Source organism: Saccharopolyspora sp. NPDC049357 (assembly GCF_040677225.1).
Classification (GTDB): Bacteria; Actinomycetota; Actinomycetes; order Mycobacteriales; family Pseudonocardiaceae; genus Saccharopolyspora.
Genome location: NZ_JBFAQJ010000040.1, coordinates 1 through 24,283 on the forward strand (window position 1 = coordinate 1; position 24,283 = coordinate 24,283).

Annotated in this window: 25 protein-coding genes; 14 read left to right on the forward strand and 11 right to left on the reverse strand. The window is 69.8% G+C overall.

Annotated elements, in window-relative coordinates:
• Positions 1 to 95: 95 nt before the first annotated feature.
• Positions 96 to 272, reverse strand: coding sequence for a hypothetical protein (locus AB0J91_RS26355; protein ID WP_165943688.1), 177 nt, complete (start codon positions 270 to 272; stop codon positions 96 to 98).
• A gap of 82 nt (positions 273 to 354) precedes the next feature.
• Here AB0J91_RS26355 and AB0J91_RS26360 point away from each other — a divergent pair, with 82 nt between their 5' ends.
• Together AB0J91_RS26360 and AB0J91_RS26365 are read left to right on the forward strand one after the other, a co-directional pair.
• Positions 355 to 570: a biotin/lipoyl-binding carrier protein gene (locus tag AB0J91_RS26360; RefSeq protein ID WP_363789769.1), complete on the forward strand. Its 216-nt coding sequence runs from the start codon at positions 355 to 357 to the stop codon at positions 568 to 570.
• A gap of 40 nt (positions 571 to 610) precedes the next feature.
• Positions 611 to 2,104, forward strand: coding sequence for a histidine kinase N-terminal domain-containing protein (locus AB0J91_RS26365; RefSeq protein WP_363789768.1), 1,494 nt, complete (start codon positions 611 to 613; stop codon positions 2,102 to 2,104).
• A 283-nt stretch (positions 2,105 to 2,387) separates the two neighbouring features.
• Here AB0J91_RS26365 and AB0J91_RS26370 read toward each other — a convergent pair whose 3' ends face one another.
• The 3 genes from AB0J91_RS26370 to AB0J91_RS26380 all read right to left on the reverse strand — a co-directional run bounded on the left by AB0J91_RS26370 (position 2,388) and on the right by AB0J91_RS26380 (position 4,128).
• On the reverse strand, positions 2,388 to 2,642 hold the full coding sequence (locus tag AB0J91_RS26370; protein ID WP_093413759.1) for a WhiB family transcriptional regulator: 255 nt from the start codon (positions 2,640 to 2,642) through the stop codon (positions 2,388 to 2,390).
• A 247-nt stretch (positions 2,643 to 2,889) separates the two neighbouring features.
• On the reverse strand, positions 2,890 to 3,816 hold the full coding sequence (locus AB0J91_RS26375) for a diacylglycerol kinase family protein (RefSeq protein WP_363873844.1): 927 nt from the start codon (positions 3,814 to 3,816) through the stop codon (positions 2,890 to 2,892).
• Positions 3,817 to 3,885: 69 nt separating this feature from the next.
• Entirely contained in the window at positions 3,886 to 4,128 is a 243-nt protein-coding gene (locus tag AB0J91_RS26380) for a hypothetical protein (RefSeq protein WP_363873847.1), read from the reverse strand.
• 122 nt (positions 4,129 to 4,250) lie between these two features.
• Here AB0J91_RS26380 and AB0J91_RS26385 point away from each other — a divergent pair, with 122 nt between their 5' ends.
• Complete coding sequence (locus tag AB0J91_RS26385; RefSeq protein WP_363873850.1) at positions 4,251 to 4,679, forward strand: hypothetical protein; 429 nt, start codon at positions 4,251 to 4,253, stop codon at positions 4,677 to 4,679.
• A gap of 4 nt (positions 4,680 to 4,683) precedes the next feature.
• On the opposite strand, the gene AB0J91_RS26390 is transcribed toward AB0J91_RS26385, so the two are convergent.
• The 4 genes from AB0J91_RS26390 to sodN all read right to left on the reverse strand — a co-directional run bounded on the left by AB0J91_RS26390 (position 4,684) and on the right by sodN (position 6,876).
• Positions 4,684 to 5,151, reverse strand: coding sequence for a GNAT family N-acetyltransferase (locus AB0J91_RS26390; RefSeq protein WP_363873853.1), 468 nt, complete (start codon positions 5,149 to 5,151; stop codon positions 4,684 to 4,686).
• Positions 5,152 to 5,223: 72 nt separating this feature from the next.
• A complete protein-coding gene (locus tag AB0J91_RS26395) occupies positions 5,224 to 5,811 on the reverse strand; it encodes a histidine phosphatase family protein (RefSeq protein ID WP_363873856.1) in 588 nt (195 codons plus the stop codon).
• A gap of 69 nt (positions 5,812 to 5,880) precedes the next feature.
• Positions 5,881 to 6,177, reverse strand: a complete 297-nt coding sequence (locus AB0J91_RS26400) for a hypothetical protein (protein WP_363873990.1) — start codon at positions 6,175 to 6,177, stop codon at positions 5,881 to 5,883.
• Positions 6,178 to 6,468: 291 nt separating this feature from the next.
• Positions 6,469 to 6,876, reverse strand: coding sequence for a superoxide dismutase, Ni (gene sodN / locus AB0J91_RS26405; protein WP_132619066.1), 408 nt, complete (start codon positions 6,874 to 6,876; stop codon positions 6,469 to 6,471).
• Positions 6,877 to 6,955: 79 nt separating this feature from the next.
• Between sodN and AB0J91_RS26410 the strand changes: the two genes are divergently transcribed.
• Positions 6,956 to 7,270, forward strand: coding sequence for a S26 family signal peptidase (locus tag AB0J91_RS26410; protein WP_363873859.1), 315 nt, complete (start codon positions 6,956 to 6,958; stop codon positions 7,268 to 7,270).
• A 52-nt stretch (positions 7,271 to 7,322) separates the two neighbouring features.
• On the opposite strand, the gene AB0J91_RS26415 is transcribed toward AB0J91_RS26410, so the two are convergent.
• A complete protein-coding gene (locus tag AB0J91_RS26415) occupies positions 7,323 to 7,934 on the reverse strand; it encodes a dTDP-4-dehydrorhamnose 3,5-epimerase family protein (RefSeq protein WP_363873862.1) in 612 nt (203 codons plus the stop codon).
• 486 nt (positions 7,935 to 8,420) lie between these two features.
• Between AB0J91_RS26415 and AB0J91_RS26420 the strand changes: the two genes are divergently transcribed.
• Positions 8,421 to 9,620, forward strand: a complete 1,200-nt coding sequence (locus tag AB0J91_RS26420) for an NADP-dependent malic enzyme (RefSeq protein WP_363873865.1) — start codon at positions 8,421 to 8,423, stop codon at positions 9,618 to 9,620.
• 334 nt (positions 9,621 to 9,954) lie between these two features.
• Positions 9,955 to 12,747 (forward strand): EAL domain-containing protein, encoded by a 2,793-nt coding sequence (locus AB0J91_RS26425; protein ID WP_363873868.1) that lies wholly within the window; start codon positions 9,955 to 9,957, stop codon positions 12,745 to 12,747.
• Here AB0J91_RS26425 and AB0J91_RS26430 read toward each other — a convergent pair.
• The gene (locus tag AB0J91_RS26430) at positions 12,734 to 14,272 is read right to left on the reverse strand and encodes a bis-aminopropyl spermidine synthase family protein (RefSeq protein WP_363873871.1); all 1,539 of its coding nucleotides are present in this window, start codon (positions 14,270 to 14,272) and stop codon (positions 12,734 to 12,736) included. The two genes, AB0J91_RS26425 and AB0J91_RS26430, sit on opposite strands and share 14 nt — an antisense overlap.
• Positions 14,273 to 14,461: 189 nt before the next feature.
• Between AB0J91_RS26430 and AB0J91_RS26435 the strand changes: the two genes are divergently transcribed.
• From AB0J91_RS26435 to AB0J91_RS26450, 4 genes are read left to right on the forward strand one after another with little or no spacing between them, the layout of a single operon-like run.
• Entirely contained in the window at positions 14,462 to 15,544 is a 1,083-nt protein-coding gene (locus AB0J91_RS26435) for an ATP-binding cassette domain-containing protein (protein ID WP_363873874.1), read from the forward strand.
• Positions 15,541 to 16,182, forward strand: coding sequence for an ABC transporter permease subunit (locus AB0J91_RS26440; RefSeq protein ID WP_363873877.1), 642 nt, complete (start codon positions 15,541 to 15,543; stop codon positions 16,180 to 16,182). Before AB0J91_RS26435 ends, AB0J91_RS26440 begins: the two co-directional genes overlap by 4 nt.
• Entirely contained in the window at positions 16,179 to 16,862 is a 684-nt protein-coding gene (locus AB0J91_RS26445) for an ABC transporter permease subunit (RefSeq protein WP_363873993.1), read from the forward strand. The genes AB0J91_RS26440 and AB0J91_RS26445 overlap by 4 nt, the downstream gene beginning before the upstream one ends.
• Positions 16,859 to 17,734, forward strand: coding sequence for an ABC transporter substrate-binding protein (locus AB0J91_RS26450; RefSeq protein WP_363873880.1), 876 nt, complete (start codon positions 16,859 to 16,861; stop codon positions 17,732 to 17,734). Before AB0J91_RS26445 ends, AB0J91_RS26450 begins: the two co-directional genes overlap by 4 nt.
• 33 nt (positions 17,735 to 17,767) lie before the next feature.
• Here AB0J91_RS26450 and AB0J91_RS26455 read toward each other — a convergent pair whose 3' ends face one another.
• The gene (locus AB0J91_RS26455; protein ID WP_363873883.1) at positions 17,768 to 18,550 is read right to left on the reverse strand and encodes an IclR family transcriptional regulator; all 783 of its coding nucleotides are present in this window, start codon (positions 18,548 to 18,550) and stop codon (positions 17,768 to 17,770) included.
• Between the two features lie 77 nt (positions 18,551 to 18,627).
• Between AB0J91_RS26455 and hutH the strand changes: the two genes are divergently transcribed.
• From hutH to AB0J91_RS26475, 4 genes are read left to right on the forward strand one after another with little or no spacing between them, the layout of a single operon-like run.
• Complete coding sequence (gene hutH / locus AB0J91_RS26460) at positions 18,628 to 20,163, forward strand: histidine ammonia-lyase (RefSeq protein ID WP_363873886.1); 1,536 nt, start codon at positions 18,628 to 18,630, stop codon at positions 20,161 to 20,163.
• Positions 20,160 to 21,806: a urocanate hydratase gene (gene hutU, locus AB0J91_RS26465; protein ID WP_363873890.1), complete on the forward strand. Its 1,647-nt coding sequence runs from the start codon at positions 20,160 to 20,162 to the stop codon at positions 21,804 to 21,806. Before hutH ends, hutU begins: the two co-directional genes overlap by 4 nt.
• Entirely contained in the window at positions 21,803 to 22,987 is a 1,185-nt protein-coding gene (locus AB0J91_RS26470; protein WP_363873892.1) for an allantoate amidohydrolase, read from the forward strand. The genes hutU and AB0J91_RS26470 overlap by 4 nt, the downstream gene beginning before the upstream one ends.
• Positions 22,950 to 24,281: a formimidoylglutamate deiminase gene (locus AB0J91_RS26475; protein WP_363873895.1), complete on the forward strand. Its 1,332-nt coding sequence runs from the start codon at positions 22,950 to 22,952 to the stop codon at positions 24,279 to 24,281. The genes AB0J91_RS26470 and AB0J91_RS26475 overlap by 38 nt, the downstream gene beginning before the upstream one ends.
• The last annotated feature ends 2 nt before the right edge of the window (positions 24,282 to 24,283 follow it).

Here is a 24,283-nt window from a genome sequence, read left to right on the forward strand (position 1 = left end):
CTCTCCCCTTCGGTGGCGCCGCCGCTCCCGCGTTGGCCCCCGGCCGGGGGGGCGCGGGGCCCTTCGCTTCTCGGGTGCGGCGGTTGCCGCCTCGATCACGAGTTGGGGCGCTTGCCGTGGTTGGCCTTGTTCTTGCGCCGGTCCTTCTTCTTGCGCGCGCGCTTGCCCATAAGGCGACTCCCTCGAAGTTCGAGTTTCACTCCAGCCCGGTGACCGCGAGTGATCAACTGACACCCGGTCTCCGCTGGGATTTCGAGGTTCCAGTCTGCCATGTCCGATACCTGCCGTCGGCGGGTGGTGGCGGTCGTGGTTTCCTAAGCAGGGGCCGGAGTCGGCCGCGACGAGGAGGAAGAGATGGCCGAGGAGATCCGCGCCGAGATGGTGGCCAACGTCATGGCGGTGCCGATGTCCGAGGGCGACGCGGTCCACGACGGTGACTCGCTGGTGCTCCTGGAGTCCATGAGCATGGAGATCCCGGTGCTCAGCGAGGTGTCCGGCAAGATCAGCACCATGGCTGTCAAGCCGGGTGACGTCGTTCAGGAGGGCGATCTGATCGCTGTCGTCGAGTGACGACCCGCTTCGATCCGAGCAGCCGACCCGGAGGACCGCCTTGTCCACGCTGAGTGATCTTCTCGCCGAACACACGGGACTGTCCGGCACTGCCGCCGACCACCTGCAGCTGGTGGTCGCCGAGTGGCAGTTGCTGAGCGACCTGTCGTTCGCGGATTTCATCATGTGGGTGCCGATCGGCCCCTCGGAGGCACCCGAGGACCGCTTCCTGTGCGTCGCGCAGGCCCGTCCCACCACCGCGCCCACCGCGCACCCGGAGGACGTGGTCGGCTCCGAGGTCACCCAGGACGACCACCCGCAGCTCCGGCGGGCGGCCCTGGAGGGCCGCATCTGCCGCGAGGAGGACCCGCGCTGGCACCTGGGGGTTCCGGTGCGGCGCGAGACGATCCCGGTGAAGCTGGGCGACGAGATCGTGGCGGTGCTCAGCCGCGACACGAACCTCGCCGTGCCGAGAGTGCCCAGCCCGCTGGAGATCTCCTACCTGGGCAGCGCCGCCGACCTGTGCCAGATGGTCGCCGATGGCACGTTCCCCACGCCGGAACCGGCGCCCGACGTGCACACCAGTCCGCGCGTCGGTGACGGCCTGATCCGGCTGGACAACTCGGGAACGGTCGTGTTCGCCAGCCCCAACGCGCTGTCGGCCTACCACCGCATGGGCCACGCGGCCGACCTGGTGGGCGCCCAGCTGGCGCCGCTGACGCGGTCGCTGCTCAACGACCCGTTCGACGCGGACGAGGTCTCGCAGCGGGTCCGGCGGGCGATGGGCGGCGAGCCCAGCATGCGCATCGAAGCCGAGGCGCGCGGTGCGACGGTGCTGTTCCGCGCGCTGCCGCTGCGCCCGCGCGGCCAGTCCGCCGGCGCGCTGGTGCTGGTCCGCGACGTCACCGAGGTCAAGCGGCGGGACCGGGCGTTGATGTCCAAGGACGCCACGATCCGCGAGATCCACCACCGCGTGAAGAACAACCTGCAGACCGTGGCGGCGCTGCTGCGGTTGCAGTCGCGGCGCACCGGCAACAACGAGGCCCGGCTGGCGCTGGACGAGTCGGTGCGGCGGGTGACCTCGATCGCCTTGGTTCACGAGACGCTGTCGATGTCGGTGGACGAGCGGGTCGACCTCGACGACGTGGTGGACCGCGTGATCCCGATGATGAGCGACGTCGCCGTCGCCGAGACCGGGGTGAAGGTCAGCCGCGGCGGGAAGTTCGGTGTGGTGTCGGCGGAACTGGCCACGCCGCTGGTGATGGTCCTGACCGAGCTGGTGCAGAACGCTTTCGAGCACGCCTTCCCGGAGGGCCAAGGCGGGGAAGTGGTCGTGCAGGCGGAGCGTTCGGCGCGCTGGCTCGACGTCGTCATCTCGGATGACGGTCGTGGCCTGCCGAAGGGATTCTCCCTCGAGCGCGCCGAACGTCTCGGCCTGCAGATCGTGCGGACCCTGGTGGAGTCTGAGCTCCGCGGGTCTCTGAGCTTGCGTGGCCGCGGTCATCAACGTGGTACCGAGGCGGTTTTGCGGGTGCCTCTGAAGTACCGACGATGACGGCCCGTATATTGGGCGCCACGCTGGTGCGTCGATCACTCGGGTGACATCCCCACGCGCCGGGGACGTCGGGCCGATCGGGTCGGTTTCCCCGGTTCCGGCTACCCCGTGGTGATGGGGAGATCGGCTGGAACGTGCGGGACCGACATCGACGCTGATCGGCCGGAGCTGCTAGTCGGGGTCGGGTCAGTTCTTGCGGTGCGAGGCCGTGTGCGGCCGGGGCGAGACGGGCGGTCGGTCACCGGGGGTGCGACCGACCGGCCACGTCTCAGCGAGCTGCTACTCAGGCGTTGGTGCGCGCCCGGGTGCGAGCGTTGCGCCGCTTGAGGGCACGCCGCTCGTCTTCGCTCATGCCGCCCCAGACACCGGCGTCCTGGCCGCTCTCGAGTGCCCACGCCAGGCACTGAGAGGCAACCGGACAACGGCGGCATACGGCCTTCGCCTCGGCGATCTGCAGCACAGCAGGACCGCTGTTCCCAACCGGGAAGAACAGCTCCGGGTCCTCGTCACGGCAAACCGCATCGTGGCGCCAGTCCATTGTTCCTTGCTCCTCGCTAGGCGCGCCCATGCGCGCCGATAGTTCGTTCGGGGTGTTTGTGAATGCTTTCACGGAGTCCGTGTGCTTGTGAATGCTTTCACGAACTGCCGCGATGTCAAGAGGTCGATCTCGGGCGGTGAGCGAACTCACCTGAAAGATCGACGAGACTTGACCAGGGGTTTCGGTGTGCTCCCGGACTCAGACGGGGGTCATGAGTCGGCAGCGACGTCCATCCGTGACCAGAAGGTTATACAGCGACGCGGAGAGCGTTCGGGACTGAGGAGAACTCGATCGCCGATCGCTCACCCAGGCAATCGCCGTCCACCTGCAGGCGCAACGGCTCCGTACAGGTTACGCGTAGTTGGGGCACATCCGCAGCCTGAATTGAATTTCTTCCGTGTGGTTTCCCTCTACCGCGCAGCATCTCCGCTACGTGTCGCAACACAGGGTAGGCAGTCATCCTCTTCAGCGCGAACACGCCGAGACCATTGTCGAAGCTGGTCTCGGGGCTCATGCGGACCGGCGTCGAACCCAGGTAGGTCCACGGGTCGGTGTTGGAGACAAACACACTGTGTAGTAGCTCACTCGGGTGATCGTCACCGATTTGCAAGCTCAGCTTCGGTTCCCCACGGGCCATCCGAACGTAGCAGGCCAGGGCAATCCGGGCATACAGGGCGGGGGTGGCTTCGCGGCCGCGCGACCGCTGGCGCTCCATCTCGGCGACGACCTCGGCGTCCCAGCCGATGCCGGCGTTGAAGGTGAACCACCTCTCGTCGGCCTTGCCCAACCCGACCTGGCGCGTGCTGCGATCGGCCAGCGCGCGCATCAGGTGGTGCGTGGCGTCGACGGGGTCCTTGGGGACCCCGAGCGCGCGGGCGAAGACGTTCGCCGAACCACCCGGCACCACGCCCAGCGTCGGCATCGAGGGATCGCCGGGCTCGGCGACCTCGAACATGCCGTTGACCACCTCGTTGACCGTGCCGTCGCCACCGTGCGCGATGACCAGGTCGGCACCGTCCCGCACGGCGTCCCTCGCGGCCTCCGAGGCGTGTCCGAAGTGCCGCGTCTCCACGACGTCCAGCTTCAGCACACTGGCCAGGGCGGCGGCGAGCACATCGCGGCCACTGGCTGTGGTGGAGGTCGCCTGCGGGTTGACGACGAGAACGGCGCGCACAACCGAAGCCTAAGCGAGACGGTTTCGTGTCCGTCGGGCGCGGGGCCCGGTTGCGCGTGCCGCGAAGTCTCAACTGGGCTGTCCGGTCACCTCCGAGTCCGATGCGGACCGGGACGGGCCGAGGTGCGCGGCACGGGCGGACGCGGCGACGGAACGCACCAGGAGCGGATGCGCCATGCCGCTGACCACCGGTTTCCGGTGACAACCGGATGCGTAACCCCGGAACGCACCCGACTGTTGTGCACCGGCTGCCGACGTGCACGCGGCGAGATCGACGGACACCCCGATATCCGCGAACGCCGCTTCAGCCATGAGTCGATCATGTCGTCTCGGGGCCTGCGGCAGCTATGCGGCGATCGGGCGGTATTACCATCGAAAGTGCACACGCAGAGTCACTGGCGGGGTCGTGTGGCCCCGTTCGAGGAGAGGGCGCCTTGTCTACCGAGACCGTTCCCCGCACGGTGCGCGTCGCCGGCGTGCTGACCACCCTTCAGGCGGTGGCAGCCCTGGTGTTCGTCGTGGCGCTGCTGGTCCGCAGCGCCTCCAACGACCTCGGCGGAGTCGGTCAGCTCGAACGCGGCGAGACGTGGGGCGAGGCCGGCTACTACGCGCTGCTGGCCTCCGGTGTGCTCGCCGCGGGCATCGGCCTGATCAAGGGCAAGCACTGGGCCCGCACGCCCGCCCTGCTGCTGCAGCTGCTGCTGCTCGGCACCGCCTGGTACGCGACCGGCCCGTCCGGGCGGCCGTTGATCGGCCTGATCATCGCGGTGCCCGCCGTGGCGGTGCTGTGGTTCCTGTTCAACCGCGAGGGCCGGGAGTGGTCGTTCCACGCCTCGATGGCCCCCGACGCCCGCGAGGACTGATCGGTCAGCCCCCGAAGGAGCGCAGGGCGTCCCCGGTGAGCCGGTAGACGCTCCAACCGTCCATCGGGAAGGCGCCCTGGGCCTTGTAGAAGGCGATCGAGGGCTCGTTCCAGTCCAGCACCGACCACTCCAGCCGCGCGTAGCCGCGCTCGACGCACTCGCTCGCCAGCGTCCGCAGCAGCCGCTTGCCCAAGCCCGAACCCCGGTGCTCCGGCCGCACGTAGAGATCCTCCAGGTAGATCCCGTGGACGCCTTCCCAGGTGGAGAAGTTCAGGAACCAGAGGGTCAAACCGACGACAGCACCGTCCACTTCGGCCACGTGCCCGAACAGGGCGGGGTCGGGCCCGAACAGCGCCGTCCGCAGCTGCTCCTCGGTCAGGTGGCAGGAATCGGGCTCCTCCTCGTACCTGGCGAGCTCGTGCACCAGCTCCACCATCGCCGCCACGTCGTCCTCGCGAGCCCGCCGGATCATCCCGTCCTCCACTGCCGACCGAACCTGGTGCTTCCAGGCTCATTCTGCGCGGTGGTGCGGCGGGGAAGGTGCTCAGCCCTGCTGCCAGGCGGGGATGTTGGACCGCTGGATCTGCGGAACGCCCCGGTCGTGGCCGAGAACGGTGATCCCGGCGGCGTCCAGGGCGAAGTGGACCCCGGAGGCGATGGGCAGGTTCAGCCAGCGGGCGATCAGGCACCGGCTGAAGTGGCCGTGCCCGACGAGCACCACGTCGGTGTCGGCCCCGCGCACGCGCGCCAGCAGGTCGTCGGCGCGGGTGGCGATGTTGGAGGCGGTTTCACCGCCGGGGCAGGGGTGACTCCACACCGTCCAGTCCGGAACGGTCTCGCGGATCTGATCGGTGGTCAGACCCTCGTAGTCGCCGTAATCCCACTCCACCAGCAGCGGTTCGGTCATCACGTCGGCGAGCCCGGCGAGGTCCGCGGTGCGCTGCGCCCGCTTCCGCGGGCTGCACAGCACCGTGACGGGACCGGCGGGACGCAAGGCGGTCAGGGTTTGCCCTGCCTGACGTGCCCGCAGCTCGCCTTCGACGGTGAGGGGGATGTCGGTGCGACTGGTGTGCTGACCGGTCAGGGACCACTCCGTGGTGCCGTGCCGGAGGATGTAGACGCGCTGTTCCACGGATCGCAGCGTACGGATCCGCGGCGCTTCCGCAGAACGAGGTCACTCACGTCACGTCGTCCACATCGGTCAGTGCTCGTCGTAGTGCTCCCCGTGGGCGGCGTGGCGGTGCCCGTCGTGGACGTAGTCGACGTGATCGCCGTGCGGAACCGCGACGTGCCCGCAGTTCTCGCCGTGCACGTGGTCGTGGGACCCGTGCTCCTGATGCCCGCCGACCTCGCACTCGTCGTAGTGCTCCCCGTGCGCGGCGTGCAGGTGACCGTCGTGGGCGTAGTCGACGTGGTCGCCGTGCGGTACGGCGACGTGCCCGCAGCCGGGCCCGTGCGCGTGGTCGTGGCCCGTGTGCTCTCGGCATGCGGTGGTCATGAGCGCTCCCCAACTCCGCGAGACGTCGGTGTTCGTGCGGGCCAGCCTATGGCTGCCGAGAAGGCCTCGCATGATCGTCACAGGCGGAAGCGTGGGAACCTTTCGCGCACTGCGACCGTGAGCACGGGAACCTTTCGCGCACTGCGGTGTGAGCGTGGGAACCTTTCGCGCAGCTCGCGCCGACGAGAGCATGGGAACCTTTCTGCCACCTGCGCTCTCGGGGCGAGGGTGCGAAAAAGAAAACGCCGACCAGCGTTTCCGCTGGCCGGCGTTCTCGAAGGTCGCTGGAGATCAGCCCTTCTTGGTCTCCCAGAAGATCTTGTCGATCTCGGCGATGTAGTCCAGCAGCTCCTGGCCCTTGGCCGGGTCCATCGAACCCTTGGTGCCCGTCGCGCCCGCGGCCTTGGTGGCCTTGTTGACCAGCTCGTGCAGCTGCGGGTACTTCTCGAAGTGCGGCGGCTTGAAGTAGTCGGTCCACAGCACCCACAGGTGGTGCTTGACCAACTCGGAGCGCTGCTCGGCGATCAGAATCGCGCGAGTGCGGAACTCCGGGTCCTCGTTGCCCTGGTACTTCTCCTGGATCGCCTTGACCGACTCCGCTTCGATCCGCGCCTGCGCGGGGTCGTAAACGCCGCACGGCAGGTCGCAGTGCGCGGTCGCCTCCAGGCGGGGGCTGAGGATGCGCGACAGGAGTCGCATGATTCCTCCCTGACAAGTGAGTGCTCCGACGAGGCCGACCCTACTCTTGAAGATCCTCGTCGTCCTACTGGAGGTGCCGGTGAAATCGCTCGGACGGTGGCCGATGCGCAGGTTGCGGGTGCGCGGACCGTCGATGGTTCCCACACTTCGGGACCAGGACGTCGTGGTGTTCCGGACAGGTGATCTTGCTCGTGCGGGTGATGTCGTGCTGGTGCGGTGGGAACAACGTCCCCAACAGCTCTCGGTCAAGCGGGCAGTGCGCCGCGAGGCCGGCGGCTGGCACGTGGAGGGCGACAACGGTTTCGGTTCGACGGACTCCCGCGACCTCGGCCCCGCGCAGGTGCTGGGCGTGGTGCGGTGGCGGTTGTGGCCATCGCCCGGCCGCGTGCGCTGAGGAGGGGAACCTTCCTGCCATCCCGTTCGGCGTGACAGGAAGGTTCCCGTCCTCACCGCTCGGTGCGCAGCGACTCGTAGTGCGCGAGGCAGGCGTGGAAGTCGGGGAGCAGGCCGTTCTCGGCGGCTTCGGCGAGAGTCGGGGCTTCGCGGTCCTTTTCGGACAGGATCGCCGGACCGCTGAGCTCGCTCTCCCAGGGCAGGCCGAGGTCCGGGTCCATCGGGTTGATGCCGTGCTCGCCGGAGGGGTTGTAGCCGGTGGAGCACAGGTAGGTCATCACGGTGTTGTCGGTGAGGGCCAGGAACGCGTGCCCGAGTCCTTCGGCGACGTAGAGGGCGCGGTACTCGGTCGAGTCGAGGCGGATCGCCTCCCATTGGCCGAAGGTGGGGGAGCCGACGCGGATGTCGACGACCACGTCCAGCAGCGCGCCCTGCGGGCAGTAGACGTACTTGGCCTGGCCGGGCGGGGTGTCGGCGAAGTGCACGCCGCGGATGACGTCGCGGGCCGAGACGCTGTGGTTGGTCTGGGCCAGGGTCATCGGGTGGCCGGTGGCTTCGGTGAACGCCTTCTCCTGGAACGGGGCCACGAACAGACCGCGGTTGTCGGGGAAAGCCTTTGGGGTGAATTCGAACGCCCCGGTGATCTCAAGTCGACGTACCTGCACGAGTGCCGAGCCTAGGAGGCGTGATCGGGGCCGGTTCGGTGGGGCGGCGTGGACAGGAAGGTTCCCCTGCTCGATCGCATCGCGGAAAACCAGAGGTCGGCACACGCATTTTCCAAACAGTTTCGATTCAGATGGCAATACCGGACACTCGTACCGCATAACTGCGAAATGCAAACAGGATGCGCGTACTGCATCTCGCCTTCGGAAAATATGACGGGCGTACTGTCCCAATTCGTAAAATTCTCGCCTTTTTGCTGGTGAGACGTGTGATCCCTGTCGCTGACATTGCTTCAAAGGGCTGGCAGACTAACCGCACCGCAGCGTCCGCCGAGCCGCTGTCCGAACAGGATGGTCGGTATCGGTATTTCGATAGACGCCTTCTTCTCCGGTACGCCCGGGAAGTCGGCGTTGACAGCGACCGCTCTAGGTCGCATCCGCCCGGCTCGATAGTGCTCGGGCCGCAGGCATGGCAATAGGAGGGACGCCGTGACCACCATCAACGAGGGCACCGCCAATGGAATCGGTGCCGAGCTGACCCACGAAGAGATCTTCGCCGCGCACGAAGGGGGCAAGCTCACCGCTGCGGTGACCGCCCCGCTCGACAGCGCGCGCGACCTGTCGATCGCGTACACCCCCGGGGTGGCGCAGGTCAGCCGGGCGATCGCCAGCGATCCGTCCTTGGCTGATCGCTACACCTGGACTCAGCGCCTGGTGGCCGTGGTCAGCGATGGATCCGCGGTTCTCGGTCTGGGTGACATCGGCCCGAAGGCATCGCTGCCGGTCATGGAGGGCAAGTCCGCCCTGTTCAAGACCTTCGCCGGGCTCGACTCGATCCCGCTGGTCCTGGACACCAAGGACGTCGACGAGATCGTGGAAACGCTGGTCCGGCTGCGCCCCTCGTTCGGTGCGGTGAACCTGGAGGACATCTCCGCGCCGCGCTGCTTCGAGCTGGAGCGCCGGGTCACCGAGGCGCTGGACTGCCCGGTCATGCACGACGACCAGCACGGCACCGCCGTCGTGGCGCTGGCCGCGCTGCGCAACGCCGCCCGCGTCGCCGGACGTGAGCTGGAGTCGCTGCGCGTGGTCATCTCCGGCGCGGGTGCCGCGGGCGTCGCCTGCGCGAAGATCCTGCACACCGCGGGCGTCGGCGAGATCATCGTGCTCGACTCGCGCGGCGTGATCAGCGCCGACCGCGACGGGCTCACCCCGATCAAGCAGGAGCTCACCGAGTTCACCAACCCGCGCGGCATCTCCGGCGGTCCCGCCGAGGCGATGCGCGGCGCGGACGTGTTCATCGGCGTCTCCATGGGGCAGGTCCCCGAAGAGCACGTGGCCCTGATGGCCAAGGACTGCATCGTGTTCGCGCTGTCGAACCCCGACCCGGAGATCCACCCCGACGTCGCGGGCAAGTACGCGTCGGTGGTCGCCACCGGCCGCAGCGACTTCCCGAACCAGATCAACAACGTGCTCGCGTTCCCCGGCATCTTCAAGGGAGCGCTGGACGCGGGCGCGCGGCGCATCACCGACGGCATGAAGGTCGCCGCTGCCGAGGCCATCGCGGCCGTGGCCGCCGACGACCTCAGCGCGGACTACATCGTCCCCTCGCCGCTGGATCCGCGGGTCGCCCCCGAGGTCAGCGCGGCGGTGTCGAAGGCCGCTCGTGCTGAAGGTGTGGCCACCGCGTGATCAACGAACCCTGTCGCGGGCCGGTGGGTCGGCGGTAGGTTCTACACCGGCGTCGAGTGGGGCCGGGAGAGTCCTCAGGGGCTCTCCCGGCCCCACTCGTAGGTGACATCCGGAAATCGACTTCACGAAGATTTCGATAGTTGGCGTCATCTTGTCGGGCGAAGGCTGTCACCTCTTCAGGGAACCGGCCTCGGGGCCCGGCACCATGGCGATACCGACCGTGCCCAGAACGGTAGGGTCAGCACCACAACCCGTTGTGGTGTGCATCACTAGGTGGTTCGTCATCGGGGCCGTAATGGGCGGCCGTTGCGGCTGCAACGCGGGAGGGGTGCAGTTGACCGAGCGGAGCGAGCCGACCAGTCTCGGCCTGGCCGGCACCCCAGCGCGCGCGCAGGTCGCGAAAGCAGCGCTTCCGGACGCCCCCGCACTGCTGAGCGGCCCGGACGGCCAGGTCGTCGCCGCCACTGAGCAGGCCGCCAAGCTGGCCGGCCACGCCGACCCGAGCTCCCTCGTCGGCAACCAGCTCGTCGACCTCCTCGACCGCGAAGGCCGCGAGACCTGGCTGCGCGGGCCGCAGCGACGCGTCCCCGTGAGACTCCAGACCTGGCCGCACCCCGACGACACGACGCTGCAGGTCACCCTCCTCGTCGACGTCTCCGACCTCGCCGAGGACAAACCCGGCACCGAGGTCGGGCCGCGCGACTCCGAAGAGCGCTACTGGCTCATCGACGCCCAGAGCCTCGCCAAGGTCGCCAGTTGGGTGTTCTACCCCGACACCGGCGAGATCTACCGCAGCCCGCTGCTCGCCGACTTCCTCGGAGCCGGCGGAGCCGAACACGCCGACGACGTCACGGCGATGATCTCCACCACCCACCCCGACGACCGCGAACGCGCCGCGCAGTTCTACGCCGACGTGCTCACCGCCGCCGAGGGCGAACTGCTCGAAGCCGAACTGCGCAACCTCCACGGCACCCGCGTCTTCCTGTGCACCGGACGCGCCGAGTACGACCGCGCAGGCCAGATCGTGCGAGTCCAGGGCACCGTGCAGGACGTCACCGAACACCGAGCGCTCGAACGCCAGCTGCGCGACGAGCGCCGGCGGCTGCAGGACGCGCAACGCATCGCCCGGCTCGGCACCTGGGAAGTCGATCCGCGCACCAACGTCATGCGGCTGTCGAGCATGCTCTACGAGATCCTCGGCCAGCCCATCACCACCACCGGCACCTTCGACCGCTACCTCGACCACGTCCACCCCGACGACCGCAAGTGGGTCCGCCAAGCGTGGCGGCCGCTGGTCGAACGCGGCGCGCCCGTCGAGATCGAGCACCGCTACCTGCGCAACGACTCCACGCGCATCCTGCGGATCCACGGCACCAAGATCGTCGACGCCGACGGCAGGGACCTCTTCGTCGGCACCGTGCAGGACGTCACCGAGCAGCGGGCCGTCGTCACCCGCATGGAACGCTCCAGCCAGCGCTTCTCCGACCTGGTCAACATCACCCCGGTCGGCATCGGGCTGTTCGACCACTCCGAACGCATCGTCAACGCCAACGAAGCCCTCTGCGACCTGCTCGGATACCGGCTCGACCAGATGCGCGGGCTCAGCATCCGCGACATCACCCACCCCGAAGAAGCGGACCCGAGCCTGCCCGCACCCGACGAGCACGCCGGGATCCGCCGCCGCGCCCCCCAGCGCGTCATGGTGCGCGCCGACGGCGAACCCGTCTACTGCGAACTGCACACCTCCACCTCGGTGCAGGACGACGGAACCGAGTTCTGGCTCGTGGTGTTCCAGGACATCACCGAACGCCGACGCGCCGCGGAAGCCCTGCGCTACCAGGCCAACCACGACGACCTGACCGGTCTGCCCAACCGCACCGCCGTCAAGGAGCTGCTCGGCAGGCTGCTGGGCCGGGCCGACTCGCGCGGCATCGCCGTGCTGTTCTGCGACATCGACAACTTCAAGCGGGTCAACGACTCGCTCGGGCACGACGCGGGCGACGAACTGCTGGTGGCCCTGGCGCGGCGCCTCGAAGGCGGCCTTCCCGTGGAGTGCACCGCGGCACGGCTCTCCGGCGACGAGTTCGTCATCATCTGCTCCGACGTCGAGGCCAGCGGCGGAGTCGACCAGCTCGCCACCCGCGTCTCGGCCCTGCTGCGCACCGCCGTACCCGTGCACGGCCAGCTGGTCCGGGTCTCCTCGTCGATCGGCGCGGCCGTGCCCAACGGTTCCAGCTCGGGCGGCGAAGACCTGCTGCGCTTCGCCGACGCGGCCATGTTCGAAGCCAAGCGGCGCGGTACCGGCAAGGTCTCACTGGCCAGCCCGGCCCTGATGGCCGCCGCCGACCGCCAGCTGCACCTGGAAGGCCAGCTCCGCGAAGCGCTCAGCAACGACGGACTCGCCCTGCACTACCAGCCGGTCGTCGACGCGGAAGGCACCGTCGTCAGCGCCGAGGCGTTGATCCGCTGGCCGCACCCGGAACGCGGGATGCTGTCCCCCGACGCGTTCCTCCCGGTGGCCGAACAAGGGGACCTCCTGCGCGAACTCGACCGCTGGGTCCTGCGCACCGCGCTGCGCGAAGCGACGTCCTGGCCGGTCCGCAACGGACGCCCCGTCAGCATCGCCGTGAACCTCGCCGGCCTGGTTCCCGGCGGCCCCGACTTCGTGGACTCCGTCGCCGACATCGTCGCCGAAACCGGCATCTCGTGGGACCGGGTGATCCTGGAGCTGGTGGAGACCTCGTTGGTCGACCTGCCCTCCCGCACCCGGCACGAGATGGGCGAACTCGTCTCCCGCGGCGTGCGGTTCGCCGTCGACGACTTCGGTACCGGCTACTCGTCGCTGGCCCGGCTCAAGGACCTGCCCGCGCAGATCATCAAGGTCGACCGGCGGTTCGTCGCCGGAGTGGGCGGCGACGCGTCGGACTTCGCGGTCGCTCGCGCCGTCGTCGACATGGCCTACGCGATGGACCGGCAGTGCGTTGCCGAAGGCGTCGAGGACGCCACCCAGTTCCGGCTGCTCCGCGGCGTCGGCGTCGAGTCCTACCAGGGCTGGTTGTTCTCCGGCGCCGTGCCCGCGCCGAAGTTCCGCGAAATGCTGGCGAACGGGCCCCTCACCGTGCCGTGATCGCCCGCAGCACGTCGGCGATCCGGTGACGCGGCAGGTCGATCAGCCGCAACTCCAGGTCGTCGGGGTGCGGTGCGAGTTCGGCGACCTCCTCCCGCGCCTGGCGCTTGGTGAGGTCCTCGCTCTGCGCGATGAGAGCTTCCCGCCAGATGTTGCCCAGCTTGCCGTGAGCGCGCTGCAGCACGAAATCGGCTGCCGACTCGGTTCCCGCGCGTTCGGCGACCACGACCGCGTGCTTGCCGTCCGGGGTGCTGCGGTGCAGTTTCAACCGGTACTTGGCCGCGACCAGATCGCGCAGCTCGGACTGGGCGCGTTCGCTGGTGATGTCCGGGTGGTTGTTGGACACCACGAAGGCCACCTTCTGCGCGCTGCACGCCAACAGCATCCGCAGCAGCCACGGCCCCGGATCCGCGCGGAGGTCGAAAGCCACCGGGGCGCTCTCGCGCACCGGACGGGTCCAGCCCGCCCGGCGCAACTCGGCGACCGGTGCGCCGAGCCGCTCGGCAGCCGCCTCCGGCAAGGCCGCCGGAACCTCACCCGAAGCCTCCACCGACTGCGGGCCGTGCGTGTAGATCGCCTGGTCCTGGCGGAGCGCCAGCTTGCGGGTGTGCGAGGTCGGCTGGCACACGTACAGGTCGCTCGCGCTGCCGATGGCCTGCGCGCCGAAGTAGCGGTTGAACTGCGGGAGGATCGCTTCGAACACGAAACCCAGTCGCAGCAGCTCCTGCTGGACCTTCAACCCCAGAGCCGGGGTGCGCGGGCTGTAGCCGTAGGCCAGGAACATCCGGCTGTGACCCGGCGCCAGGCATTCCGCGGCCCGCGTGGAGAACAGGCCGATGCCCTCCGGCGTGTAGGGCGGGTCGGTGAACACCGCGTCAGCCCAGCCCTCCACCGCCGGCGGCAACCCGAAGCGCAGGTCGGCGTGCGTTGTGCCGATGCTGAACCCGCGCTCGGCGGCCACGGCGTCGATGTGGCGGAGGATGCGCTCGTCCAGGTCCACGACGCGCACCTGCGCCGACGGCACCACCAGCGCCAGCGCCAACGACGTCAGGTCGTGATCACCCAGGCACAGGACCTTCTTGCCGTCGAGGTCGTAGTTGTCGCGCAACCACATCGCGCGGCGCAGCGCGGTCTCCGGAGTGGCGGTGACGTGGTCCAGCGCCGCCTCCGGGCGAGGCCCCGAGGTCACGAAACCGCGCATCGCCTGCAACGCCCCGGCGTCGAGCCCGGCCTCGGTGTCCACTGCGGACGCGGTGTCGAGGGACCACTCCTGCCGGTAGAGCGGGAGCAGGGAGTCCTTGATGCGGTGGACATCGCCGCCCTCGTCGAGGTCATCACCGACCGCGGTGAGCACCTGCTCGACCGTCCGGCGCGACACCCCGGTTCGCCTGATCAGCTCGTCCAACGAGCGCGGGCCTGAGGTGAGTTCGGCCAGCACGCGGCGCACGTGGTGGCCGAGGAGGCCGTACTCGGCGTGGAGCGCTCGAACGGCTTCGATCGGAGTGGGTGGCTGGGCGTTGTCCATGGGATTGCACAGCTTAATCGGTGCGAGAAACCGTCGACGGTCGCGTTCGTGTCACCGTCGAGGGTTCAACGCCCTGCGGTTTCCCGCATGATGGGAGCAGATCACGCATCGATCTCAGTCGATCGCGGGAAGGGAATCGTCCGGCTAGGGTCGGCCGGGTTTGGGGGATCCACGCGAGAGGGGGCTCGCTTGATCGAGTTCCAGTCCGTCCGCAAGCAGTACCCGAACGGCACCGTCGCCGTGGAGGAACTCAGCCTGTCCGTCGAGACGGGAACCATCACCGTGCTGGTCGGGCCTTCCGGCTGCGGCAAGACCACCCTCATGCGGATGGTCAACCGCATGATCGACCCCTCCTCGGGCACCGTCTCCGTTGACGGCACCGACGTGCGCGACCGCGACCCGGCGCAGCTGCGCCGCAACATCGGCTACGTCATCCAGCAGGCAGGACTGTTCCCGCACCGAACCGTGCTGGACAACATCGCCACCGTCCCGATGCTGGCCGGCAAGACCCGCCGCGCCGCGCGCGAGCACTCCCGCACGCTGCTGGACCTCGTCGGCCTTCCCGCCGACCTGGGAAACCGGTACCCGGCACAGCTCTCCGGCGGTCAGCAGCAACGAGTCGGAGTGGCCCGAGCGCTGGCCGCCGACCCGCCCGTGCTGCTGATGGACGAGCCCTTCAGCGCCGTCGATCCGGTCGTCCGCGAAGGACTCCAGGACGAGCTGCTGCGCCTGCAGGACGAGCTGGACAAGACCGTCCTGTTCGTCACCCACGACATCGACGAGGCCATCAAGCTCGGCGAGAAGGTCGCCGTCCTGCGCCAAGGCGGACACCTCGCCCAGTACGCGCAGCCCGACGACCTGCTGACCTCACCGGCAGACGACTTCGTGACCTCCTTCGTCGGCCGCGACCGCGGCTACCGCCGGCTGTCCTTCGTGGACTCCGCGCGCCTGCGGCCGAAACCCGTCCCGACGGTCCGGCTGGGAGAAAAGGTCCCCTCCACCGACCAGTGGCGTTTGGCGGTGGATGAAGGTGACCGTCCACGCGGCTGGCTGCCCCCGGGCACCGACTCCGACGGCGACCTCGCCGAGCACACCCTCGTGGCCGGCGGCTCGCTGCACGTCGAGCACGGGAACCTCCGTGGCGCTCTGGACGCCGCCCTGTCCGCACCGTCCGGGCTGGGCGTCGTCGTCAACGCCGACGGCGGCGCGGTCGGCGTCGTCACCGCCGACGAAGTGCTGTCGCTGCTGGACGAGCACCGGGCGGCGACGTGATCGACTTCTTCGACTCCCCGAGCAACCGCGAACTGGTGGTCACCCAGCTCGCCGAACACCTCTACCTGTCGTTGCTCCCGCTGCTGCTCGGCGTCCTGCTGGCACTCCCGCTGGGACGCCTCGCACAACGCGTCCGCTGGTTGCGCGGTGCCCTGCAGAACACCGCGAACGTCTTCTACACCATTCCTTCCCTGGCGCTGTTCGTGATCCTGCCCGGCCTGATGGGAACCCCGCTCCTGTCGCCGCTCAACGTCATCATCGCCCTGACCCTCTACACGGCGGCACTGCTGGTGCGACCGGTCCGCGACGCGCTGGAGTCCGTGCCCGGCCACATCGTCGCCGCCGCCACCGCCATCGGATACCGGCCGGGCCGACGGCTGTTCGCCGTCGAACTCCCCCTGGCGGTGCCGGTGCTGGCCGCCGCCGTGCGAGTGGCATCGGTGAGCAACATCAGCCTGGTCAGCGTGGGAGCCCTGGTCGGAATCGGTGGGCTGGGCAGGCTGTTCACCGACGGCTTCCAACGCGACTACCCGCAGCAGATCATCATCGGCATCGTGCTGACGCTGCTGCTCGCACTGGTGGTGGACCTGTTGCTGGTGCTGCTGTGGCGGCTCGCGACCCCGTGGGCGCGGCGATGATCGGCGAACTGATCGCGTGGCTCGGCGACCCCGCGCACTGGAGCGGACCCGGCGGGATCCCCGCGCAGACGCTGCTGCACCTCTACTACTGCGTGCTCTCGGTCCTCGTCGCCGCGCTCGTCGCCGTCCCGCTCGGCGTCTACATCGGACACACCGGCCGGGGTTCGGTGCTGGTGGTGGGATTCAGCAACGCGATGCGAGCCCTGCCCACCCTCGGCGTGGTCACGCTGCTCGTGCTGGGCTTCGGCCTCGGAGTCACACCCGCGCTCGCCGGCCTGGTGATCCTCGCGATCCCGGCGATCCTCTCCGGCGCCTACGCGGGCGTGCGCAACGCGCCCGCCGACGCCGTCGACGCGGCCAGGGGAATGGGCATGCGGCCGATCCAGGTGCTCTGGCAGGTCGAGCTGCCTACCGCGCTCCCGCTGGTGCTCGGCGGCATTCGCAGCGCGATGTTGCAGGTCGTGGCCACCGCCGCCGTCGCCGCTTACGTCGGCCTGGGCGGGCTCGGGCGAATCCTGCTCGACGGCCTGAAGATCAGCGACTACGCGCAGATGGCCTCGGCAGCGATCGTCATCGCAGCCCTGGCGGTCCTGCTCGATCTGGCGTTGGCCGGTGTGACCCGGTTGGTGGTGCCGCGCGGTCTCGTCCTGGCCGCCCGACGAGGAGGTAATGATCGATGAAACGACTGCTGGCGCTGGCCGCCGCAGCACTGGTGCTGACCGGCTGCGGCTCGCAAGACCCGCTCGAAGCCAACAAGGCCCAGACTGGCCAAGTGGTGATCGGCTCGGCGGACTTCGCCGAGAGCGAGCTGCTGATGCACGTCTACGCCGAGGCGCTCAAGACCACCGGGGCCGACGTGCAGACGAGACCCCGCATCGGCGCCCGCGAGTTCTACGTCAACGCCGTCCGCAACGGTGAACTCACGCTCGTGCCCGAGTACACCGGCAACCTGCTGGAATTCCTCGACCCGGCCTCCAGCGCCACGGAATCGCAGCAGGTCTACGACCAGCTGCGCGGCAAGGTCGGCACCGACATGGAACTCCTCGACCAGTCCCCGGCCGAGGACTCCGACGTCCTCGCCGTCACCAAGGCCACGGCTGACACCGGCCTGCGCTCGATGGCCGACCTCGGACCGCGCTGCCGCGACATCGTCCTCGGCGCCCCCGCCGAGTGGAAGTCGCGGTGGGAAGCCAAGATCGCCCAGGACTACGGCTGCACCTTCAAGGAGATCCGCAGCGTCGAAGCCGGCACGATCACCGTCAACGCCCTGACCTCGGGCGAGATCCAGGCCGCGAACCTGTTCACCACCTCGTCGCAGATCACCACCAACAACCTGGTGAAGCTCGACGACCCGAAGAACATGTTCCCGGCGCAGAACGTCGTCCCCCTCGCGGGCAAGGCCAAGCTGACCCCGCCGCAGGTCGAGGTCGTCAACAAGGTCTCCAAAGCCCTGACCACCGAGAAGCTCACCGAGCTCAACAAGCGGCTCGAAGTGGACAAGGCCAACCCCGCCGACGTCGCCAAGGAATTCATCGCCACAGCCGGACTCTGACCGCCCTCGACCGGCCGCCCCAGCGGCGGCCGGTCAAGCGCTGCGGCCGCTGATCCGGCCGGTGAGCTCAGCTGCCGCCGCACCGACGTCGGCCGCCAACCCAGGCCAGGTCTCGCCGCAGCCCGCGCCGTCGCAGGAATGGCGAAAGGTGACCCCGATGGCGGCGATCGGCCGGGCCGTGTGGTCGAAAACCGGGCACGCGACCGAGGCGAACCCGGGCGTGACGACACCGTCCTCCACCGCCCAGCCCCGGCGGCGCTCCTCGGCCAGCAACCGGCGCAGATCCGGCAGGTTGCGAGGGCCGCGATCCGTGCGCAGCACGAAGCGCTCGGTGGAAGGGAACATCGCGCGCACCTGCGCCGCCGGGAGGTGCGCCAACATCGCCCGCCCCGACGCGGGGAGCTGAGCGGGCAACCTGACACCGACGTCGGTGACCAGCGTCTGCGGTTGTGAGGGCCGCTCCTTGAGCAAGTAGAGGAGCTCGGCGCCGTGCAGCACTCCCAGCTGCGCGGCGCGCCCCACCCGGTCCACCAGCCGCCGCAGGATCGGGCCCGCCAACCGTTCGAGCGGATCGTGCCGCAGGTACGCCGAACCCAGCTCGAACGCCGCGACCCCCAGCCCGTAGCGGCGCTCCTCCGGCAGGTGCACCACGAAACCGCCCGCCACCAGCTCCGCCAGCAAGTGATACGTCGTCGACCTCGGCAAGCTCAGCTCGCGCGCCAGCACGCCCGCCGACACCGGGCCGGCCCGCCCGGCCAGCGCCCGCAAGATCGCCAACCCGCGCCGCAGCGCGGGCACGTCACTGCTGTCGCCCACGCCCAGAGTCTGGCATCCCAGACAGAGTCCCTCCATCAGGGCTTCTGCCAGGAGCTTCCGCGAGCTGGGATGGGGACATGCACAACGAGTTGTTCCTCGGTCCGCAGCCGCTGTCGCGCGCGGAAGTCGTCTCGGTCGCGCGCGGGGGGAGCACCGTGCGGCTCAGCGAGCTCGCCGAACAAGGCATCGCCGCCACCCGCAAACACATCGAAGAACTGGCAGCCGAAGAACGACCCGTCTACGGGGTCTCCACCGGCTTCGGCGCCCTGGCCGTGCGCCACATCCCCAGTGAGCGAAGGGCGGCCTTGCAGCAGTCCTTCGTCCGCTCCCACGCGGCCGGTGCCGGCGACACCGTCGAACCCGAAGTCGTGCGCGCCCAGATGCTGCTGCGCCTGCACACCATCGCCACCGGCCACACCGGGGTCCGGCCCCGAACCGCCCACGCCCTGGCCGCGACGCTCAACGCCGGAATCGTTCCCCTCGTGCACGAGCACGGCTCCCTCGGCTGCTCCGGCGACCTCGCCCCGCTCGCGGCCGTCGCCCTGGCGCTCACCGGCGAAGGCGAGGTCCTCGACGCCACCGGCCGGCAGCGCCCGGCAGCCGAAGCGCTCTCCGAAGTCGGCATCGAGCCGGTCGTGCTGGCCGAGAAAGAAGGGCTCGCCCTCACCAACGGCACCGACAGCATGCTCGGCATGCTGGTGCTCGCCCTGAGCGACATCGCCGCCCTGATCGACGTCGCCGACCTCACCGCCGCGATGAGCGTCGAAGCGCTGCTCGGCACCGACCGTCCCTTCGCCGCCGACCTGCAAGCCCTCCGCCCGCACCCCGGCCAAGCCGTCTCGGCTGCGAGGATGGCCGCCTTCCTCTCACATTCGCCGATCGTGGCCAGCCACTGCGGCCCGGACTGCCCACGCGTCCAAGACGCCTACTCGCTGCGCTGCTCACCGCAGGTCCACGGCGCCGCCCGCGACACCGCCGGCCACGCCGAGACCGTCGCCGATCGCGAACTCGCGGCCGCCATCGACAACCCCGTCGTGCTGCCCGACGGCCGCATCGAATCCAACGGCAACTTCCACGGCGCCCCGCTCGGATACGTGCTGGACTTCCTGGCCATCGCGCTGGCCGACGTGGCCAGCATCTGCGACCGGCGCACCGACCGGATGCTCGACGTCGCCCGCTCCCACGGGCTCCCGGCGTTCCTCGCCGACGACCCCGGCGTCGACTCCGGACACATGATCGCCCACTACACGCAGGCCGGGATCGTCTCCGAGCTCAAACGCCTCGCCGTGCCCGCCTCCGTGGACTCCATCCCCACCAGCGCCATGCAGGAAGACCACGTGTCCATGGGCTGGGCGGCCGCCCGCAAGCTGCGCCGCGCCGTCGACGGCCTCACCACGGTGCTGGCCATCGAACTGCTCACCGCCGCTCGGGCCCTCGACCTGCGCGCACCCCTGGACCCCGGCCCCGCCACCGGTGCGGTCCGCGACCTGCTGCGCCGCGACGTGCCAGGACCGGGCCCCGACCGGCACGTGGCACCCGAGATCGCAGCCGCAGAACGACTCATCCGCAACGGCGAAGTCCTCGCCGCCGCCGAATCAGGGAGGGATCGATGACCGACGTGCGCGCCCCACGCGGCACGACGCTGACCGCCCGCAGCTGGAGCACCGAAGCGCCGCTGCGGATGCTGCAGAACAACCTCGACCCCGACGTCGCCGAACGCCCGCAAGACCTCGTCGTCTACGGCGGAACCGGCAAGGCCGCCCGGAACTGGGCCTGCTACCAGGCGATCGTGCGCGAACTGACCACGCTCGGCCAGGACGAGACGCTGCTCGTGCAGTCCGGCAAACCCGTCGGCGTGCTGCGAACCCACGAGTGGGCACCGCGCGTGCTCATCGCCAACTCCAACCTCGTCGGCGACTGGGCGAACTGGTCGGAGTTCCGGCGCCTCGACGAACTCGGCCTGATGATGTACGGCCAGATGACGGCCGGATCCTGGATCTACATCGGGACACAAGGGATCCTCCAAGGCACCTACGAGACGTTCGGGGCCGTCGCCACCAAGCGCTTCGGCGGAACCCTCGCCGGAACGCTCACCATCACCGCGGGACTCGGCGGCATGGGCGGAGCGCAGCCGCTCGCGGTCACCATGAACGACGGCGTCGCGCTGGTCGTGGAATGCGACCCGGAACGCGCCCACCGCCGCGCCCGCCAGGGCTACCTCGACGAGGTCGCCGACTCGCTCGACGAAGCCATCGACAAGGCCGTCGCTGCCAAGCGGGACCGCCGCGCCTACTCGGTGGCCGTCATCGGCAACGCGGCGCAGCTGCTGCCCGAGATGCTGCGGCGCGGAGTGCCTGCGGACATCGTCACCGACCAGACCTCGGCGCACGACCCGCTGTCGTACCTCCCGCTGGACGTGGAGCTGTCGGACTGGGCCGATCACGCGGCCCGCAAGCCCGACGAGTTCACCACGCGCGCACGGGAATCGATGGCCAAGCACGTCGAGGCGATGGTGGGCTTCCTCGACGCGGGCGCCGAGGTCTTCGACTACGGCAACTCGCTGCGCGGCGAAGCCCAGCTCGCCGGATACGACCGGGCCTTCGCCTACCCGGGCTTCGTCCCCGCCTACATCCGCCCGCTGTTCTGCGAAGGAAAAGGTCCCTTCCGCTGGGCGGCGCTGTCCGGCGACCCCGCCGACATCGCCAAGACGGACAAGGCCGTCCTGGAACTCTTCGGCGACGACGAGCACCTCGCCCGCTGGCTCCGGTTGGCTGACAGGAAGGTTCCCTTCCACGGACTTCCCGCCCGGATCTGCTGGCTCGGCTACGGCGAGCGCGCCGCTGCGGGCCTGCGGTTCAACGAGATGGTCGCCTCCGGCGAGCTGGCCGCACCCGTGGTCCTCGGCCGCGACCACCTCGACTGCGGATCGGTCGCCTCCCCCTACCGCGAAACCGAGGCGATGGCGGACTCCTCCGACGCGGTCGCCGACTGGCCGCTGCTCAACGCCCTGGTCAACACCGCATCCGGCGCGACCTGGGTGTCGCTGCACCACGGCGGAGGCGTCGGCATGGGACGTTCTCTGCACGCCGGGCAGGTCACGGTCGCCGACGGCACCGAGCTCGCTGCGCAGAAGCTCCAGCGGGTGCTCACCAACGACCCGGGCATGGGGGTGATCCGGCACGTCGACGCCGGGTACGAACGCGCCGAAGAAGTCGCTGCCGAGCGCGGCGTGCGAACTCCGCTGGTGAGCCGATGAGCGGGCTGAACGCCATCGCCGAGATCGGCGCGGATCGGCGGCGCGGCGGCTACTCGCGGCACGTCTTCGACGACGCCGAGCGGCACCTGCGCGAATGGTTCGTCGAGCAGGCCGAGAACCGCGGGCTCGCGGTGGAAACCGATGCCAACACCAACATCTGGGCCTGGTGGGGAGAGCCGGGGCCGGGTGCGGTCGTCACCGGCAGCCACCTCGACTCGGTGCCCGGCGGCGGGGCCTTCGACGGCCCGCTCGGCGTGGTCAGCGCGCTCGAAGCGGTGGACCTCCTGCGGGAACGGGGCTTTCAGCCGCGCACACCGCTGGCCGTGGTGGTCTTCGCCGAGGAGGAAGGCGGCCGCTTCGGCGTGCCCTGCCTCGGGTCCCGGCTGATGACGGGAACCATCCACCCGGATCACGCGCGCGACCTGCGCGACCCCGACGGAGGCACCCTCGCCGAAGCGATGCGCTCCTTCGGCGCGGACCCCGCCCGCATCGGCCGGGACGAGACCGCTCTCGCGCGCATCGGGACTTTCGTGGAACTGCACGTCGAACAGGGCAAGGGCCTGATCGACCTGGAACGTCCCGTCGCGGTCGCCGACTCGATCCTCGGACACGGCAGGTGGCGTTTCCGCTTCAGCGGGCAGGGGAACCATGCGGGCGCCACGCTCATCGATGACCGAAACGATCCCATGCTCCCCGCCGCGCAACTCGTCCTCGCGGCCCGCCGCACGGCAGCCGCGACACCCGAAGGTCGTGCGACGGTCGGCAGGCTCGTCCCCACCCCGGGCGGCACCAACGTCATCGCCTCGACCGTGGACGTCCACCTCGACGCGCGCGCTCCCAGCGGTGCGCGATCCATGGTCGACGACCTGGCCGGGCAGGCGAGGGAATTCGCCGCGCAAGAAGGGTGCCAGGTGGAGGTCGTCGAGGAATCCTTCGGCGACACCGTCCACTTCGACCCGGCGCTGCGCGACCGGCTGCGCCGCGTCCTCAACGACGTCCCGGTCCTGCCCACCGGGGCCGGCCACGACGCGGGCGTGCTCGCAGCGGAGAAGCCGACCGCGATGCTGTTCGTGCGCAACCCGACCGGCATCAGCCACGCGCCCGAAGAGCACGCGACCGCCGAGGACTGCGCGGAAGGTTCCCATGCCCTGGCCCGCGTCCTCGCAGACCTGGCGGGGTGAGGGGATGTTCTGGTGCGAATGGGCGTGGCTGCCCGAAGGTCCCTGCCGCGACGTGCTGTTCGAGGTCGAGTCCGGGCGGATCACCGCGGTGCGGCAAGCCGAATCGCCCGGTGGTGCGCGGAGGCTCCCCGGTCTGGTGGTGCCCGGCCTGGCCAACGTGCACTCCCACGCCTTCCACCGGGCGCTGCGCGGTGACACCGCGCGTGGCACGTTCTGGACCTGGCGGGAGCAGATGTACCGGGTCGCGGCCAAGCTCGACCCGGACAGCTACTACCTGCTCGCGCGCGGCGTCTACGCGGAGATGGTGCGCGCGGGCATCACCGGTGTCGGCGAGTTCCACTACCTGCACCACGCGCCCGGCGGTTCCCGTTACCGCGACCCGAACGCGATGAGCCACGCGCTGGCAGAGGCCGCCCACGATGCCGGAATCAGGCTGACACTGCTGGACACCTGCTACCTCGCAGGTGGTTTCGACCGGGGGCTCGACGAGGTTCAGCAGCGGTTCTCCGACGGCGACGCGACCGGGTGGGGCGAAAGGGCGGAGTCCTTCACCGCGCAGGACGTGCTGCTGGGCGCTGCGGTGCACTCGGTTCGCGCGGTTCCGGCCGAGGCGATCGGCGAGGTCGCCGGCTGGGCGCGTGACAGGAAGGTTCCCCTGCACCTCCACGTGTCCGAGCAGCGGGCGGAGAACGAGGCGTGCCTGGCGGCCCACGGTCGAACACCGGTGCAGCTGCTGGCCGAGCGCGGTGCTCTCGGTGAGGACGTCACCGCCGTGCACGCCACGCACCTCGCGGCCGGAGATGTGGCACTGCTGGGCGGCAGCGGAACCGGGGTGTGCCTGTGCCCGACGACCGAGGCGGACCTGGCCGACGGGATCGGTCCTGCCGGGGCTCTGGCGGTGGCGGGAAGTCCTCTGTCACTGGGAAGCGACGGGCACTCGGTCATCGACGTCCTCGCCGAGGCGCAGGCCGTGGAGTCCTACCAGCGGTTGGCGACGGAGACCCGGGGGCACCACGGGCCGGGCGAGCTGCTCGCGATGGCGACAGCGCACTCCGCCATCGGGCGTCCCGATGCGGGACGGCTCGAAGCGGGAGCTCGCGCTGACTTCGTCGCGATCGACCTCGACACACCGCGCTTGGCCGGTGTCGCGCTTCCGGTGATCCCGGCCGTGGCCCGCGCCGAGGACGTGCGCGAGGTGATCACCGACGGCAGGACCGTGGTGGCCGATGGAGCCCACACCACCATCGACACCGCGCGTGAACTGCGCGAATTCATCACGGCACTTCGAGCGTGAGG